The organism is Pseudomonas sp. Au-Pse12, from assembly GCF_021341665.1.
Classification (GTDB): Bacteria; Pseudomonadota; Gammaproteobacteria; order Pseudomonadales; family Pseudomonadaceae; genus Aquipseudomonas.
Genome location: NZ_JAJTTH010000007.1, coordinates 183874 through 199325, shown reverse-complemented (window position 1 = coordinate 199325; position 15452 = coordinate 183874). Strand labels below are relative to the sequence as shown.

At 65.2% G+C, this 15452-nt stretch carries 15 protein-coding genes and 2 pseudogenes; 8 read left to right on the top strand and 9 right to left on the bottom strand.

Annotation, left to right across the window (positions count from 1 at the left end):
* Positions 1 to 25 precede the first annotated feature (25 nt).
* From LXM55_RS21090 to LXM55_RS21080, 3 genes are all read right to left on the bottom strand, one after another.
* Entirely contained in the window at positions 26 to 532 is a 507-nt protein-coding gene (locus LXM55_RS21090) for a nucleoside 2-deoxyribosyltransferase (RefSeq protein WP_233322151.1), read from the bottom strand.
* 15 nt (positions 533 to 547) lie between these two features.
* Positions 548 to 904: a 6-carboxytetrahydropterin synthase QueD gene (gene queD, locus LXM55_RS21085; protein ID WP_011062303.1), complete on the bottom strand. Its 357-nt coding sequence runs from the start codon at positions 902 to 904 to the stop codon at positions 548 to 550.
* 129 nt (positions 905 to 1033) lie between these two features.
* Positions 1034 to 2113 carry a patatin-like phospholipase family protein gene (locus tag LXM55_RS21080; RefSeq protein ID WP_233322150.1) on the bottom strand — a complete coding sequence of 360 codons (1080 nt, stop codon included), beginning with the start codon at positions 2111 to 2113 and terminating at the stop codon, positions 1034 to 1036.
* A 162-nt stretch (positions 2114 to 2275) separates the two neighbouring features.
* Here LXM55_RS21080 and LXM55_RS21075 point away from each other — a divergent pair, with 162 nt between their 5' ends.
* From LXM55_RS21075 to LXM55_RS21060, 4 genes are read left to right on the top strand one after another with little or no spacing between them, the layout of a single operon-like run.
* Positions 2276 to 2584 (top strand): PepSY domain-containing protein, encoded by a 309-nt coding sequence (locus LXM55_RS21075; RefSeq protein WP_060840214.1) that lies wholly within the window; start codon positions 2276 to 2278, stop codon positions 2582 to 2584.
* Positions 2584 to 2901 carry a PepSY domain-containing protein gene (locus tag LXM55_RS21070; RefSeq protein ID WP_233322149.1) on the top strand — a complete coding sequence of 106 codons (318 nt, stop codon included), beginning with the start codon at positions 2584 to 2586 and terminating at the stop codon, positions 2899 to 2901. Before LXM55_RS21075 ends, LXM55_RS21070 begins: the two co-directional genes overlap by 1 nt.
* Complete coding sequence (locus LXM55_RS21065; protein WP_233322148.1) at positions 2901 to 3569, top strand: response regulator transcription factor; 669 nt, start codon at positions 2901 to 2903, stop codon at positions 3567 to 3569. Before LXM55_RS21070 ends, LXM55_RS21065 begins: the two co-directional genes overlap by 1 nt.
* Positions 3566 to 4879, top strand: a complete 1314-nt coding sequence (locus LXM55_RS21060; protein WP_233322147.1) for a sensor histidine kinase — start codon at positions 3566 to 3568, stop codon at positions 4877 to 4879. Before LXM55_RS21065 ends, LXM55_RS21060 begins: the two co-directional genes overlap by 4 nt.
* A gap of 166 nt (positions 4880 to 5045) precedes the next feature.
* On the opposite strand, the gene LXM55_RS32780 is transcribed toward LXM55_RS21060, so the two are convergent.
* Both LXM55_RS32780 and LXM55_RS32775 read right to left on the bottom strand, forming a co-directional pair.
* Positions 5046 to 5801 (bottom strand): methyl-accepting chemotaxis protein, encoded by a 756-nt coding sequence (locus tag LXM55_RS32780; protein WP_442799778.1) that lies wholly within the window; start codon positions 5799 to 5801, stop codon positions 5046 to 5048.
* 102 nt (positions 5802 to 5903) lie between these two features.
* A pseudogene (locus LXM55_RS32775) lies at positions 5904 to 6050 on the bottom strand (HAMP domain-containing protein); the annotation flags it as partial.
* Between the two features lie 1480 nt (positions 6051 to 7530).
* Here LXM55_RS32775 and LXM55_RS21050 point away from each other — a divergent pair.
* From LXM55_RS21050 to LXM55_RS32765, 3 genes and pseudogenes are all read left to right on the top strand, one after another.
* Complete coding sequence (locus tag LXM55_RS21050) at positions 7531 to 8847, top strand: Na+/H+ antiporter family protein (protein ID WP_233322271.1); 1317 nt, start codon at positions 7531 to 7533, stop codon at positions 8845 to 8847.
* A gap of 136 nt (positions 8848 to 8983) precedes the next feature.
* Positions 8984 to 9757, top strand: a pseudogene (locus LXM55_RS32770) (cache domain-containing protein); the annotation flags it as partial.
* Between the two features lie 84 nt (positions 9758 to 9841).
* The gene (locus LXM55_RS32765; protein WP_371920316.1) at positions 9842 to 10663 is read left to right on the top strand and encodes a methyl-accepting chemotaxis protein; all 822 of its coding nucleotides are present in this window, start codon (positions 9842 to 9844) and stop codon (positions 10661 to 10663) included.
* Positions 10664 to 10714: 51 nt separating this feature from the next.
* Here LXM55_RS32765 and trhP read toward each other — a convergent pair whose 3' ends face one another.
* The 3 genes from trhP to LXM55_RS21030 all read right to left on the bottom strand — a co-directional run bounded on the left by trhP (position 10715) and on the right by LXM55_RS21030 (position 13470).
* A complete protein-coding gene (trhP, locus tag LXM55_RS21040) occupies positions 10715 to 12040 on the bottom strand; it encodes a prephenate-dependent tRNA uridine(34) hydroxylase TrhP (RefSeq protein WP_233322144.1) in 1326 nt (441 codons plus the stop codon).
* 320 nt (positions 12041 to 12360) lie between these two features.
* On the bottom strand, positions 12361 to 12555 hold the full coding sequence (locus tag LXM55_RS21035; protein WP_011062291.1) for a hypothetical protein: 195 nt from the start codon (positions 12553 to 12555) through the stop codon (positions 12361 to 12363).
* A 552-nt stretch (positions 12556 to 13107) separates the two neighbouring features.
* Entirely contained in the window at positions 13108 to 13470 is a 363-nt protein-coding gene (locus LXM55_RS21030; protein WP_233322143.1) for a hypothetical protein, read from the bottom strand.
* A gap of 255 nt (positions 13471 to 13725) precedes the next feature.
* On the opposite strand from LXM55_RS21030, the gene LXM55_RS21025 reads away from it, so the two are divergent.
* On the top strand, positions 13726 to 14547 hold the full coding sequence (locus LXM55_RS21025) for a shikimate 5-dehydrogenase (protein ID WP_233322142.1): 822 nt from the start codon (positions 13726 to 13728) through the stop codon (positions 14545 to 14547).
* Between the two features lie 101 nt (positions 14548 to 14648).
* Here the strand turns inward: LXM55_RS21025 and LXM55_RS21020 are convergent, their stop codons facing one another.
* Positions 14649 to 15299, bottom strand: a complete 651-nt coding sequence (locus LXM55_RS21020; RefSeq protein WP_233322141.1) for a YceH family protein — start codon at positions 15297 to 15299, stop codon at positions 14649 to 14651.
* Positions 15300 to 15452: the final 153 nt, after the last annotated feature.

Sequence of the window (15452 nt, the reverse complement as noted above, 5' to 3'; positions counted from 1 at the left end):
CAAGAAGTGTCGCGGTTGGTGGTTTTCAGCGAGGTGGGGCGGGGCTGTTCAACCAGTGGCCGAGGTCGATGATGGCGCTTTCCACGGTGCGGCTGCGGCCGCTCCAGGTGCAGGCCAGCATCAGGTTGCGCGGCAGGTTGAAGTCTTCCACCGCAAAGCCCTGGGCATCGCGGCCCTGGGCGTCGTGGGGCACCTGCTGGCGCAGGGTCGCGGGGCCGCTGAAGTAGGCCCACACCGGCTTGCCCAGGGCAATGGCTGCACCCACTTCGAAGGCGGTGCCGGAGTCCGGCTCCAGGCCGCGAAAGTCGTTGAGGTTGGCCAGCAGGGCGTCGCAGTCGCGGAGCATGGCCAGGTTCTGCTGGCAGATCCACTGCGCCGTGGCTTCTGGCGAGAGGTTCTGCGGGGCCTGGTTATCCAGGGGAAACAGACCGTGCAGGCCTTGGGCGCTGCACAGTTGCTTGAGGTATTCGCCATGGGCCGGGGCATCGTGGCGGAACACGTCGAAGCCGGCGAGGTAGATGCGTGGCGGCATGGGCAGTGGCTGGGCTTATTCGCCGCGGTAGATGCAGCCGCTGGTGCAGGTTTCGTGGATGCGGATCGCCGAGAGCTCCGGCAGCAGCGGCTTGAGCTCGTTCCAGATCCACTTGGCCAGGACTTCGCTGGTGGGGTTTTCCAGGCCGGGGATGTCGTTCAGGTAGTTGTGGTCCAGGCGCTCGTACAGCGGCTTGAAGATCGCCTTGATTTCCGAGAAGTCGCGGATCCAGCCGGTGTGCGCGTCGACCTCGCCACTGAGGTGGATCGCCACCTTGAACGAGTGGCCATGCAGGCGGCCGCACTTGTGGCCTTCGGGCACGAAGGGCAGGCGATGGGCGGATTCGAAGGTAAATTCTTTGAAGATTTCCACAGTGTCGGTCAGCTCTGTCAGGTGGCGTCGCCCGCGGGCGAGTTGAGGCAGGCGGCGAGTTTATCAGCTTGGCTCCCGGGCTGCGGAAAAACCCTGACTAAAGGGTCAGTCCGCCCCGCCGGTGCGTCTCTAGAGGCTTTGCAGGCGTTCGCCCAGGCGGTTCTGCGCCGCCAGTTCGAGGAACTCGTCGCCCAGGCGCCGGCTTTCGTCCATGGCGCTGCGCCAGTATTTTTGCCGGCTGGCGTCGTCGCCCATGAAGCGCTTGAAGTCGTTGCGGTCCGGCAGCTTGGCGTAGGGCAGGCGCGCCAGGTATTCCTTCGACGGCGCCAGCAGCAGGACGTCGCGCAGGCGTTCGGGGCTGGCCCGGCGCCAGGGCAGGGTCTTGTCGAACCAGCCGGGGATCACCCGGTCGGTGAAGTGCGGGTAGAGCACGATGTCGCTGCCGCTGTAGGGCAGGTCCAGGTGGTAGTCCAGCAGGCCGCCGTCGCGGAAGGTGCCGGTGCCGGCCCCGGGCAGTTCGCGCACGCCCTGCATGACCATCGGGATCGAGCCCGAGGCCAGCAGCGCCTGGCGCAGGTTGCCGCGATCCAGGGGCACGAAGCGCGAGGGAAAGTCCTCCAGCGCCTGCAGCGGCGGGGCCAGGCGCGGGTCGTGCAGCACCAGGCGCTCGAAGTGCCGCGACAGCCGCGCGCGGCCCCGCAGGTTGTCGGCGATCACCGAGGACAGGCCCAGGCCGAGGCGCCCGCGATGGTCGTCGGCGAGCAGGCCGTGGCTTTTGACCACCATGATGTTGAGCCGGTAGTGAGGGTTGTCGAGGATCGCGGCGTCGCGGCCATCGAGCAGGTCGTCGAGCATGCGCTGCGAGCTCTGGCTGATCTGCGCCATGCTCACGCCCTTGGCGAAGCTCTGGGCGTTGTACAGCTGGCCCAGGCGGCGGATGCCTTCGGCGGCGTCCGGCAGGCAGGCGCTGGCGAAGCGCCAGGAACCCACCGAGGCGCCGATCAGCGAGCGTTCGCGGGGCGCGGCGGGCAGCCATTCACCGAACAGCGCCAGGTCCAGGCCCTGAATGCCCAGGGCCTTGGGCCCGCCGGCGGCGCCGGGCAGGGTGCCGACTTCGCTGGGGTGCAGGCCTTGCTGGCGGATGCGCGCCAGGGCGCGGGGGCCGGCCTTGAGGGTCAGGGCGGGAAACTTGATATGGATGGCGGTCATACCGGGCTCACTCTTGAATCAGCCGCGCAGTATAGAGAACCTGGCTGGCGTGGGCCGAATGAAAGATGTGTCAGGCCCATGATGGCGATTCAGTTTCAATTAAGTTGCCTTGGGTATCGTCTGCGGCATCGGCCATTTGGCCAGCGACTTTGGAGAACTGCCATGAAAACCCTGACCGCGCTGTTCAGCGCCAGCCTGATCGCCCTGACCGCCAGCCTGGCCCATGCCCGCGACCTGGGCCCCGACGAAGCCCTGCGGCTGCGCGACGCTGGTACCATTGTGTCCTTTGAAAAACTCAATGCCACGGCCCTGTCCCGGCATCCTGGGGCGAGCATCAGTGAAACCGAGCTGGAAGAGGAGTACGGCAAGTACATCTACCAGGTTGAACTGCGCGACCCGCAGGGGCTGGAATGGGACCTGGAACTGGACGCGGTGAGCGGCCAGGTACTCAAGGATCATCAGGACACCTAATGAACTGGACTCTGCGCACCGTCGGCAGCCGTGCCGCCCTGGCGTTGCTGCTGTTCTGCTCCCTGGCCCTGGCCCGCGACCTGGACCAGGACGAGGCCCTGCGCCTGCGCCAGCAAGGGGTGATCCTGCCCCTGGAACAGTTGCTCAAGCAGGCCATGGACCGCTACCCCGGGGCCAAGCTGCTGGAAGCCGAGCTGGAAGAAAAACACGATGTGTACATCTATGAAGTCGAGCTCTTGACCGTGGACGGCGTGGTCCGCGAGCTGGACCTGGACGCCGCCACCGGGCGCCTGTTGAAAGATGAGGAAGACGACTGATGCGCCTGCTTGTGGTGGAAGATCATGTACCCCTGGCCGATGAACTGCTCGAAGGCCTGAAGCTGCAGGGCTACGCCGTGGACTGGCTGGCCGATGGCCGCGACGCGCTGTACCAGGGCGCCAGCGAACCCTACGACCTGATCATTCTCGACCTGGGCCTGCCCGGGGTGCCGGGCCTGGACGTATTGCGCCAGTGGCGCGCGGACGGGTTGGCGACCCCGGTGCTGATTCTCACCGCCCGCGGTTCCTGGGCCGAGCGCATCGAGGGCCTCAAGGCCGGTGCCGACGACTACCTGAGCAAACCCTTTCATCCGGAAGAGCTGCACCTGCGGGTCCAGGCCCTGCTGCGCCGTTCCCACGGCCAGGCCAACCAGCAGACCCTGCAGGCCGCCGGGCTGCACCTGGATGAGGGCCGCCAGTGCGTGGTGCGCGATGGCCAGGATGTGCTGCTGACCGCCGCCGAGTTTCGCCTGCTGCGCTATTTCATGCTGCACCCGCAGCAGATCCTGTCCAAAAGCCACTTGGCCGAACACCTCTACGACGGTGAAACCGAGCGCGACTCCAACGTCCTCGAAGTCCACGTCAACCACCTGCGGCGCAAGCTCGGCCGCGAGGTGATCGAAACCCGCCGCGGCCAGGGCTACCTGTTCGGCGGGACTGATTCGTGAGGTCGATCCAGCGGCGCCTGAGCCTGGGCCTGATCACGGTGATGCTGGTGGTCGGCCTGGTGCTGGCGCAGACCAGTCTGTGGCTGTTCGAAATGGGCCTGCAACGCTACCTGGAAGCCGGCCTGCGCAACGACAGCGAGAGCCTGCTGCTGGCCCTGGTGCGTGGCCCCCAGGGCTTGCAGCTGGATGAGCGGCGCCTGTCGCCGGCCTATCAGCGGCCGTTTTCCGGGCATTACTTTCGTATCGATTTTGCCGATGTGCACTGGCGTTCCCGTTCCCTGTGGGACCAGGAGCTGCCGCAGCTGGAGCGCGCCGGCCTGCAAGGCAACCTGCAACTGGGGCCCGAGGGCCAGCAACTGCTGGTGTTGCGCAGCGACTACAAGCGCCTGGGCCAGTCCATTTCCATCAGCGTGGCCCAGGACTACACCCCGGTGCGTGAAAGCTTCCAGCGCATGCGCCAGATCGGCCTCGGGCTGGGGCTGGCCGGGTTGCTGCTGATCCTGCTGCTGCAACGCCTGACCGTGCGCCGGGCCCTGCGGCCCCTGGAAACCGCGCGCGAGCAGATCGCCCAGTTGCAGCAGGGCCAGCGCTCGCAGCTCGATGCCCAGGTGCCGGTGGAACTGGAGCCTTTGGTGGCGCAGATCAACCACCTGCTGGCGCATACCGAAGACAGCCTCAACCGTTCCCGCAATGCCCTGGGCAACCTTGGCCATGCCCTGAAAACACCGCTGGCAGTGCTCCTGAGCCTGGCGTCGGGGCCCAGGCTCGACGGCCACCCCGAGCTGCGCAGGATTCTCCAGGAACAGCTGGAGCAGGTGCAGCAGCGTCTCAACCGTGAGCTCAATCGGGCGCGGCTGGCTGGGGATGCGCTGCCGGGGGCGCTGTTCGAGTGCGACACCGAACTGCCGGGCTTGCTGGCGACCCTGAACATGATCCATGGCCAGCACCTGGACCTGAGCTACCAGGCGCCGCCGGGGTTGCGCCTGCCCTGGGACCGCGAGGACCTGCTGGAGCTCTTGGGCAACCTGCTGGACAACGCCTGCAAATGGGCGGATGCGCAGGTGCGCCTGAGCGTCGAGGAGCGCGCCCAGGGCTATTGCCTGAGGGTGGATGACGACGGCCCGGGCATTCCCGAGGCACGGCGGGCGGAGGTGTTCAGTCGCGGTACCCGGCTGGATGAACAGACCGATGGCCATGGGCTGGGCCTGGGCATCGTGCGCGACATCGTCGACGCCTGTGGCGGCCGCCTGAGCCTGGGGGAAAGCGAGTGGGGCGGCTTGCGGGTGGAGATCGAGCTGCCCAAGCGCTGAACTCGGCCGGCGCTCGACCTTCGAACCTTGGAGGCCTCTATATCTTGGCGGCCCTGCGTGCCGTTCGCAGCCTGCGGCAGCGGCTACACCATTGGTTTGGTGCCGGTGTAGCCGTTGCCGAGCCATGGCGAGGCTGCGACAAGGCCCGAAGGGCCTTCGGACAGGGTCAGACGCGGAACTGATCCATCAGGCGCTGTTGCTGGTTGGCCAGGCTGTTGAGCGACTGGCTGACCCGCGCCGACTCGTTGGCCTGTTCCGACAGCGACTCGGTGACATCGCGAATGGTCGCCACGTTGCTGTTGATCTCTTCGGCCACCGCGCTCTGCTGTTCGGCGGCGCTGGCGATCTGCAGGTTCATGTCGCTGATCACGGTCACCGCATCGCCGATCTGGCGCAGGGCGGTGACCGCCTGCCCGACTTGCTCGACGCTGCCCTGGGCCTGGCGATGGCTGTTGTTCATCGAGCCCACCACGTCTCGGGTGCCGTTTTGCAGCTGCTCGATCACCTGGCGGGTTTCTTCCACCGATGCCTGGGTGCGCTGGGCCAGGTTGCGCACTTCATCGGCCACCACCGCAAAGCCGCGCCCGGCTTCCCCGGCACGGGCCGCCTCGATGGCCGCGTTCAGCGCCAGCAGGTTGGTCTGTTCGGCGATGGCGCGGATCACTTCCAGTACCGAACCGATCTGCTCGCTGTTGCTGGCCAGGCCTTCGACCTGGGTCATGGCGGTGCTCATGTCGGCGGCCAGCAGGTCGATGCTGCGGGTGGTGTGGTCGATCACGCTCAGGCCCTGCTGCGTGGCCTGGTCGGCGTCCCGTGCCGCCTGGGCGGCCTGGGCCGCACTGCGGGCGACGTCCTGGGCGGTGGCGCTCATTTCATGGGAAGCGGTAGCCACCTGGTCGACCTGGCGGTATTGCTGTTCCATGCCGGCGCTGGTCTGGGTGGCGATCGCCGAAGACTGGTCGGCGGTGCCGCGGGCGTCCTGCACCGAGCGCTTCACCTCGGCGATGATCGGTTGCAGCTTGTCGAGGAAGCGGTTGAACCAGCCGGCCAGCTGGCCCAGCTCGTCCTGCTTGTCGTAGGCCAGGCGCCGGGTCAGGTCGCCTTCGCCGCTGGCGATGTCTTCGAGCATGTGGGCCACGCCGAGGATCGGCCGGGTCACGCTGCGGGCCATCAGCCACACCAGCAGCAGGCCGACCACCGCGGCCAGCAGGCCGAGGCCGAGTTCGATCAGGGTGCCGCTGTTGTTGCGCGCGTCGAGCTCGCTCTTCAGCGCTTCGGCAGGGCCCACCAGGACCTTTTCCGGCACGTCCAGCAGCACGCCCCAGGCCTTGCCGCCGGGAATCGGGGTGAAGGGGGCCAGCACCTTGAGCTCGTTGTTGCTGTGCAGGCTCTGGGTCTGGGTGCTGCTGGACAGCAGGCGCAGCAGTTCGGCGCCGTTGGCCGTGTCGACACTGTCCAGGCGCTGGCTGAGCTTGCTGGCGTCCGGGCTGTAGCCGGCCAGCAGGCCCACCGGGCTCAGGATGCTGACGTTGGTCTGGCCGGCATAGAGGCGCTTGCTGGCGTTCTGGCTGACCGCCTGGAGGCTGTTGAGGTTGATGTCCACCGACAGCGAGGCGATGACTTTGCCGTTCACCAGCAGCGGGAAGACGATGCTGGTCATCAGCACCTTCTGGCCGTCGATGTCATAGAAGTAGGGTTCGATCACGCAGGGCTTGAGGGTGCTGCGCGGGCAGGTGAACCAGGCATTGGCCGGCTGGCCGCTGGGGCCGGTGCGGGTGTCGCTCATGTCGCTTTCCGGCAGCGACATGGCGGTCAGCTTGCCGGGGGTGGGCTGCGACCAGTACAGGGCGAAGCGACCCTTTTCGTTGCTGCCCAGCTCGCCCTGGCCGCTGAACAATTCGTCCTTGCCATCCAGGGCGTTGGCTTCGAACACCAGGGACAGGCCCAGCAGGTCGGGGTTGGCCTGCAGCGCCGACTTGACCTGGCGGGTCAGGTCCTCACGCAGGTCGAAGGCGTCGAGGAAGCGCTTTTCCGCCTGTTCGCGCAGGAACAGCACCTGGCGCGAGAAGCCGTGGCCGTACTGGTAGGCGTCCATGAACTGCTGGCGGATCCCCAGCGCCTGGACTTCACCCTGGGCCTCGATCCGCGCCTGGGCGGCTTCGTTGAGCATCTCCATGCTCGAGGCCTTCACCAGCTCGGAGTTGTGCTCCATGCGATACAGCGAAAGCCCCACCAACAGCGACACGATGCCCAACAGGCAGAGTCCGGCCAGCAGGGTGATCTTCCATTGGATGGAAAGTTGTCTGAGCGACATGGAGACGTCCTTTATTCGATAAATATCTGAGACTTTGCACTGTAGCGGCCGACGAACGGTGTTCTTTAAACGCTTGTTCGAAATAAACCGCGAAGCTTTGGGGCTGCTGCGCCGCCCAGCGGGAGCAAGCTCCCTCGCCACGGGGAGGGTGTGGGGCTTGGGAGCTTCGCTGGCATGGGGCTCGACAGGAGCCGGGTTTTGACAAGCCGGGCCTGCTGCTGCAAAGTGCGCGCCCCTAATAAGAACCTCTTTCATTTCGATGTCGGCAGCCCGCTGCCTTCCGGTCGGTCACAGGCTTTTGCGCCATTTTTGCTGGTGCAGTAATGAGGTAACGATGATTAACGCAGTAATTGCCGCGGTTGGCGTGATGTTGGTGCTCAGCCTGTCCCGCGTGCATGTAGTGATTGCCCTGATCGTTGGCGCGCTGGTGGGCGGCCTGACCGGCGGCCTGGGTATCGAGGCCACGCTCAAGGCGTTCAACAGTGGCCTGGGCGGCGGTGCCACCGTGGCCATGTCCTATGCCTTGCTCGGCGCGTTCGCCGTGGCCATCGCCAAATCCGGGCTGGCCCACGCCCTGGCGGACAAGATCCTGGTGCTGGTGGATCGCCAGGACGCCCACGGGGGTGGTCAGGTCAAGTGGCTGCTGATCGGCCTGCTGTGGGTGGTGGCGATTGCCTCGCAGAACATCCTGCCGATCCACATTGCCTTCATTCCGCTGCTGGTGCCGCCGCTGCTGTATGTGCTGACCAAGCTGCAATTGGACCGGCGGCTGATCGCCTGCGTCATCACCTTTGGCCTGATCACCCCCTACATGTTCCTGCCGGTCGGCTTTGGCAACATCTTCCTCAACGAGATCCTCCTGGCCAACGTGGCCCGCAGCGGGGTCGACATCAGTCAGGTCAACGTCACTCACGCCATGGGCATTCCGGCCCTGGGCATGCTTTGCGGTTTGCTGCTGGCCTTTGTCAGCTACCGCAAGAAGCGCGTGTATGACCTGGACCGGATCGAGAAGGTCGAGCAGGTGGCGGTGCAGTACAACCCGCGGACCTTGCTGGTGGCGGCGGTGGCCATCGTCGCTGCGTTCGTGATCCAGCTGCTGCTGGACTCGATGATTATCGGCGCATTGTGCGGGTTTCTGATTTTCTCGGTGTCGGGCATCGTGCGCTGGCGCGAGACCGACGACCTGTTCACCGAAGGCATGAAGATGATGGCCATGATCGGCTTCATCATGATCGCCGCCTCGGGCTTTGCCGAAGTGATGAAGGCCACCGGCGAGGTCAACTCGCTGGTCCAGGCCTCGGCGGCGTGGATCGGCCACAGCAAGGGCGTGGGCGCCTTGCTGATGTTGCTGGTGGGGCTGCTGGTGACCATGGGCATCGGCTCGTCGTTTTCCACGGTGCCGATCCTTGCGGCGATCTTCGTGCCGTTGTGCGTGCAGTTGGGCTTCAGCCCGCTGGCGATCGTCTGCATCGTGGGCACCGCCGGGGCGCTGGGTGACGCGGGCTCGCCGGCCTCGGACTCGACCCTGGGGCCGACCTCGGGCCTGAACATCGATGGCCAGCACCACCATATCTGGGACACCGTGGTCCCGACCTTCCTGCACTACAACCTGCCACTGCTGGCCTTCGGCTGGGTGGCCGCCATGGTCCTCTGATCATCTCGCGCTCGTAGTAGCCGGGGGGTGTTGCAGGCGCCGGCAAGCCGGCTGCTACGGGTTCAGGCTCAACTTTTGTTTTGGCGTGCCGCTAACGCGGATATCACGCCAATAAAAAACCAAGAGTGAGCCCACTATGCGCTTGAGCCTGAAGGCCAAAGTCCTGTCCCTGGCAGTCCTCCCGGTACTGTTGTTCGCCCTGGTGATCAGCCTGAGCACGGTGTTCATGCTGCGCCAGCAGGCGCAGAAGGAAGTCGAGGAAACCCGTCATCGGCTGCTGGGTGAGGCCAAGGCCACGCTGCAGAGCTATGTCGAAGTGGCCCTGAACACGGTCAAGCCACTGTACGACGCGGCGGCACCAGGGGATCAGGCGGCCCGGGCCGAGGTGGTCAAGCTGCTGTCGAACATCAGCTACGGCAAGGACGGCTACTTCTTCGGCTACGACTCCGAGACCGTGCGCCTGTTCAAGGGCAACAGCCCGGACGGCGTGGGCAAGAGCTTCAAGGACAACCGCGACCCCAACGGGGTCTACGTCAACCGCGAGCTGGTGCGCGTGGGCAAGGACGGCAGCCACTACGTGCAGTACAGCTCGACCCAGCCGGGCAGCGATGTGCTGGTGCCCAAGCTGGGCTACACCGAGTACCTGCCCAAGTGGGACATGGTGCTGGGCACCTCGGTCAACCTCGACGGCATCGACGCCCAGGTGGCGGCGGTGGAGAACAGCGTCAACCAGCGCATGGAAGGCATGGTCCTGAGCATTCTCGGGATCGCCGCGGTGGTGCTGCTGGTGATCGCGGGCCTGGGCATTCTGGTGGCCAACACCATGTTGCGGCCGCTGAACCTGATGAAGGCCAACCTGGATGACATCGCCGCCGGTGAGGGCGACCTGACCCGCCGCCTGGCGATCACCAGCCAGGACGAGCTGGGGCAACTGGCCGGTTCGTTCAACCGCTTTGTCGACAAGATCCACAGCCTGGTGCGGCAGATCACCGAGATGACCGGGCAGCTCACCGAGCTGGTGACCCAGGTGTCGGATCAGGCGCACCGTTCCGAGCAGGCCATGGAACGCCAGCGCCACGAGACCGATCAGGTGGCCACGGCGATCAATGAAATGTCGTCCGCCGCCCAGGAAGTGGCGCGCAGTGCCCAGGGCGCGGCGGTGGCGGCGCAGCAGACCGATGAAGAAGGCCAGGCGGCCAAGCGCGTGGTGGACGGCAGCATCCAGCAGATCCATTCCCTGGTCAGTGATATTCGCAACAGCGGCACTTCCCTGGACAGCCTGCAGCAGGACGTGTCGTCGATTGTCAGCGTGCTGGACGTGATCCGCTCGATTGCCGAACAGACCAACCTGCTGGCGCTCAACGCCGCCATCGAAGCGGCCCGGGCCGGGGAGGCCGGGCGCGGTTTTGCCGTGGTCGCCGACGAAGTGCGGGCCCTGGCCAGCCGCACCCAGCAGAGCACCCAGGAAATCCAGGGCATGATCGACCGTCTGCAGCAGGGCACCCGGGTGGCGGTGGACGCCATGCGCCGCTCCAGCGACGCCGGCGACGGTACCTCGGTCAAGGCCAACGAGGCCGGGGCTTCGCTGGACACCATGGCCCAGCTGATCGGCACCATCAATTCAATGAACGCGCAGATTGCCAGCGCTGCCGAAGAGCAGACTGCGGTGGCCGAAGAGATCAACCGCAGCGTGCATCAGATCGCCGTGGCGGTGGACAGCGTGGCCGATGAAACCCAGCGCGGGGCCCAGACGTCCCGCAGCCTGGCGGACCTGGGCCAGCGCCTGGGTCGATTGGTGGGGCAGTTCCGCATCTGACCCTGTGGCCGCTGCCGGGCCGGCGAGGTGGTCCGGCAGCGGCGAGGCGTATCAGTCGTTGATGTCGCGCATCAGCAGGGCGAAGCGCAGGTCCACTTGATCGGGGATCGGCAGGTACACCGTGTGGCCATCGCCCGGGGCGACTTCGATGGCTTCGCCCTTGGCGTTCTGCAGTTCGTGCAGGTCGAAGTGGAAGTTGCCCTTGGGGGTCATCAGTTCCATGTGGTTGCCCACGGCAAAACGGTTCTTCACCTTGACTTCGGCCAGGCGGTCACGGCGTTCGCCGGTCAGTTCGCCGACGAACTGCTGGCGCTCCGACACCGAGCTGCCGTTCTGGTAGTTCTGGTACTCGTCATGCACATGGCGCCGCAGGAAGCCTTCGGTGTAGCCGCGCTGGGCCAGGGACTCCAGGTCGTTCATCAGGCTGCGGTCGAACTCGCGCCCGGCCGCCGCGTCGTCGATCGCCCGGCGATACACCTGGGTGGTGCGCGCGCAGTAGAAGTGCGACTTGGTCCGGCCTTCGATTTTCAGTGAGTGCACGCCCATGCGGGTCAGGCGCTCCACGTGCTGCACCGCCCGCAGGTCCTTGGCGTTCATGATGTAGGTGCCGTGCTCGTCCTCGAAGGCTGGCATCAGCTCGTCCGGGCGGTTGGCTTCCTGCAGCAGGAACACCTGCTCGGTAGGGGCGCCCAGGCCCAGGGTCGGCTCCGGCTGGAAGGTCTGGACGATTTCCCCCAGGTCATTCTCGGTGGCTTGCTCGGCCTTGTATTTCCAGCGGCAGGCGTTGGTGCAGGTGCCCTGGTTGGCGTCGCGCTTGTTCATGTAGCCCGACAGCAGGCAGCGCCCGGAGTAGGCCATGCACAGCGCGCCGTGGACGAAGACTTCCAGCTCCATGGCCGGCACTTGCTGGCGGATTTCCTCGATCTCTTCCAGGGACAGTTCCCGGGACAGGATGATCCGCGTCAGACCCTGCTGCTGCCAGAATTCGGCGCTGGCCCAGTTCACCGTGTTGGCCTGCACCGAGAGGTGGATCGGCATGTGCGGGAAGTGCCGGCGCACCAGCATGATCAGGCCCGGGTCGGACATGATCAGCGCGTCCGGGGCCATGTCGATGACCGGTTGCAGGTCCTTGAGGAAGGTCTTGAGCTTGGCGTTGTGCGGGGCGATGTTGACCACCACGTAGAAACGCTTGCCCTGGGCCTGGGCCTCGCGAATGCCGAGGGCCAGGTTGGCGTGGTCGAATTCGTTGTTGCGCACCCGCAGGCTGTAGCGCGGCTGGCCGGCGTACACCGCATCGGCGCCGTAGGCGAAGGCGTAGCGCATGTTCTTCAGGGTGCCGGCGGGAGCCAGGAGTTCGGGTTTGGCGAGGAGCGTCATGGGGCTGTCGGTCGCAAAAGGTCGCGAGGGTAAGCCAGTGCGCCGGCGCATTCATTGATCTGGGTCTATGCCGCGTGCAGAAAAAACAGCACTTGGCGCCGCGGCTGCGGACTAAACCCGAGGACGCCGAGTTCACGACGGCTTTGTCATCGCTCCTTGAGCGATGCGAGGACGGCACTGCCGATGACGGACATGATCTGGACCTTGGGCATGGCAACCTCCTCGATTGGCGAGGGGTTACCTTACAAAGCCCCAAGTGCTACGAAAAATCACCCCATCCGAAAGTGGACATTGAGGCCAGTGCTACCGGCAGCGCTTGCTCAGTCCACCACCTGGTCGAGCATGTGCAGCACTTCCTGCTCGTTGAGCAGGCCCTTGCGCACCAGGTTCTGGGCCAGCAGCGAGAGGAACTTGGCGCTGCGGTGGCCTTCGAGGTGCTTGAGTTCGGTCAGGGCGTCATACACCCGGCTAGAGGTGCAGAGGCCGGCGACGCGGTGCGGGTTTTGCGTGGGCATGGGTTCGTCCTTGTTGTTATGGGCCAGGGGCGAGCGGACTGTGTCGATCTTGTCGTCCTTGAATGACACAAACATGACAGTTGCATGTTGCTCACGACGGCCGAGGGATCAGCACACTATTGCCGGATTTAAAGGCAAATACTGTTCCAGGCACGACATTATCCTGAATGATTCAGACATTCGAGTGATGGCAAAATGCAACAAGCCCCGCTTTGGGGGCGTAATGCTGTTCACTTAAGCGGCCGGACGAGCGGGGGGGCTTGTTGTAGTGACAAGGCCTGTTGTGGCGAGGGAGCTTGCTCCCGCTCGGCCGCGTAGCGGTCGTAAAACCTGCCGGCGCGGTTTACCAGGCTCACCGCGTGGACGCTACTGGGGGCGCTGCGCACCCCAGCGGGAGCAAGCTCCCTCGCCACAGGGTAATGCTCGTCTCTTTTGGGGTGGCAGCGAAGCCCAGGAAAAACGGCGCTTGCTCATCTTGAGGAAGCGCCGTTTTTGTTAAGTGAACAGCATTACGCTTTGGGGGCGGGGCCTGTGGTTTGATTCCGTTGCCTGTTACCAGCGGCCGGGACCTGGGCCGTAGTAGTAATGCGGGTGGCCGTAGTAGCCGCGAGGCGGCCCGTAGTACACCGGTGCCGGGCGGTAGTAGACCGGCTGCTGCACGTAGACCGGTGCCGACTGGTAGTAGACCGGTGGTGGTGGCGCGGCATACACCGGCTGCGGTTGCACATAGACCGGTGCCTGCTGCACATAGACCGGACGATCCTGGCTGGAGATCACCGAACCCACTACGGCAGCGCCGACAACAGCACCCAACGCGGCGGGCCCGACCCAGCCACCACCACCGTGGGCTGAAGCCTGGCCTGCGACAGCGAGTGCACCTATGAGCAAGGCTATCTTGGGGATTTTGGAGATCATGGTTTTTCCTCGGTTCAACCCCTGCGTTTATGGTCTGCACCAGACTCAAGAACTGACGCGGGGATACTTCTAAGACAGCGCTCCTGGCGAAATCTGCACAGCCGCTGAGTAAATATTGTGTAAGGTCTGTACCGGTCTCTTTACCGTCATCCCTGGGCGGTCGAGCGGGCCGGTGCACCCGCGTCGATATGATCAGGCCAAGCGGGGTATCAGACCAATCCCGTCCATCCGAAAGTGCCGAACGAGGAAAACACTATGCAAATGAACCCCAACAAAGACACTCAGCTGTGCATGTCCTTGTCCGGGCGTCCGGGGAATTTCGGCCTGCGCTTTCACAATCACCTGTACGAGCAACTGGGCCTGAATTTCTACTACAAGGCCTTCAGCAGCCAGGATCTGCCTGGCGCGGTTCGCGGGATTCGCGCACTGGGCATCCGCGGTTGCGGTGTGTCCATGCCGTTCAAGGAAGACTGCATCGCCCTGGTGGACGAACTGGATGCGTCGGCCAGGGCCATTGCCTCGATCAACACCATCGTCAACACCGACGGCCATCTGAAGGCCTACAACACCGATTACATCGCGGTGGCCCAGTTGCTGGCCGAGCACCAAGTGCCACGGCAATCGAGCTTCGCCCTGCTCGGCAGCGGCGGCATGGCCAAGGCGGTGGCCAGCGCCTTGCGTGATGGTGGTTATGCCAACGGGGTGATCGTGGCCCGCAACGAAGTGGCCGGGCGCGCCCTGGCCGGCGCCCTGGGTTATGAATGGCAGGCAGCGCTGGGCAGCCTGCGCCCGCAGATGCTGATCAATGTCACCCCGATTGGCATGGATGGCGGGCCGCAAGCGCAGCAGCTGGCGTTCGACGTCGAAGCCATCGCCGCGGCGCAAACGGTGTTCGACGTGGTGGCGGTGCCGCCGCAGACGCCATTGATCCTGCGGGCTATGGCCGAGGGCAAGCAGGTCATTACCGGGCTGGAGGTGATTGCCATCCAGGCGCTGGAGCAGTTTGTGCTGTATACCGGCGTGCGCCCGAGCGAGGAGCAGTTCCGCAAGGCCGTGGCCTTCGCCCGGGCCTTGTAGCCGCTGCCGCAGGCTGCGATCGACCCCGAAGGAGGCGCCGCCCTTTGGGGGCGCCGAAGGCCCTTCGGCCCTGTCGCAAGCGGCGACTGCGGCGACAGGGATCAGCCTTCGAGCTGGGCCAGACGCTCTTCCAGGGCGGCGATCCGGGCTTCCAGTTCTTCGATGCGTTCCACGGAAACCGCGCCGCCCGTGCTGCGTTCCGCCGGGTTGCCGCGGGCGGCGAGGATCGCTTCGATGTCTGCCGGGTCGCCCAGGGCGTGGGTGTAGCGGTCTTCGCGCTGCCCGGCCTGACGCGGGATGTGCAGGGCCAGGCCCCGGGCGATCAGACGTTCGAGCTGGTGCAGGACCTGTTCACTGTCTTCGAAATCATGCATGCGCCCGCTGCGGGTCAGCAGTTCATTGACTGTCTGCGGGCCGCGCAGAAACATCAGGCCGCACAGGATCAACTGCGCCGGTACCAGTTCCAGGGCCTTGTCCAGGCGCTGTTCCCAGCGGTCGGCGCGGCTGCCCATCACCAGCCGGGTGAAACCCCGGGCTTCGAGGGCGCGCAGGCTTTGCCCGACCTGGCCCTGGGTCAGGTTCATCACCGGTTCGCGGCTGGTTTTCTGGTTGCAGGCGATCACCAGGGCATTGAGGGTCAGGGGATAGGTTTCCGGGTTGGTGGCCTGCTTTTCGATCAACGAACCCAGGATGCGGATATCGGTACTGCTCAAGCGCAGTTCTTCGCCTGGGGTGTCGTGCTCGCTGCTCATAAGTGCTGGTCCCTTGGTCACTGATGGGTGGGTCGTGAAAAACCGCAACCGGGCGCTGGATAGCCCCGGCGGTTTTTCCGTGGCCCGGTGGGCCACCTTGGAGGGGCTCTGTTTTACCTTCAGAACCGGGATCTTGCCATCAGAACTTGACGC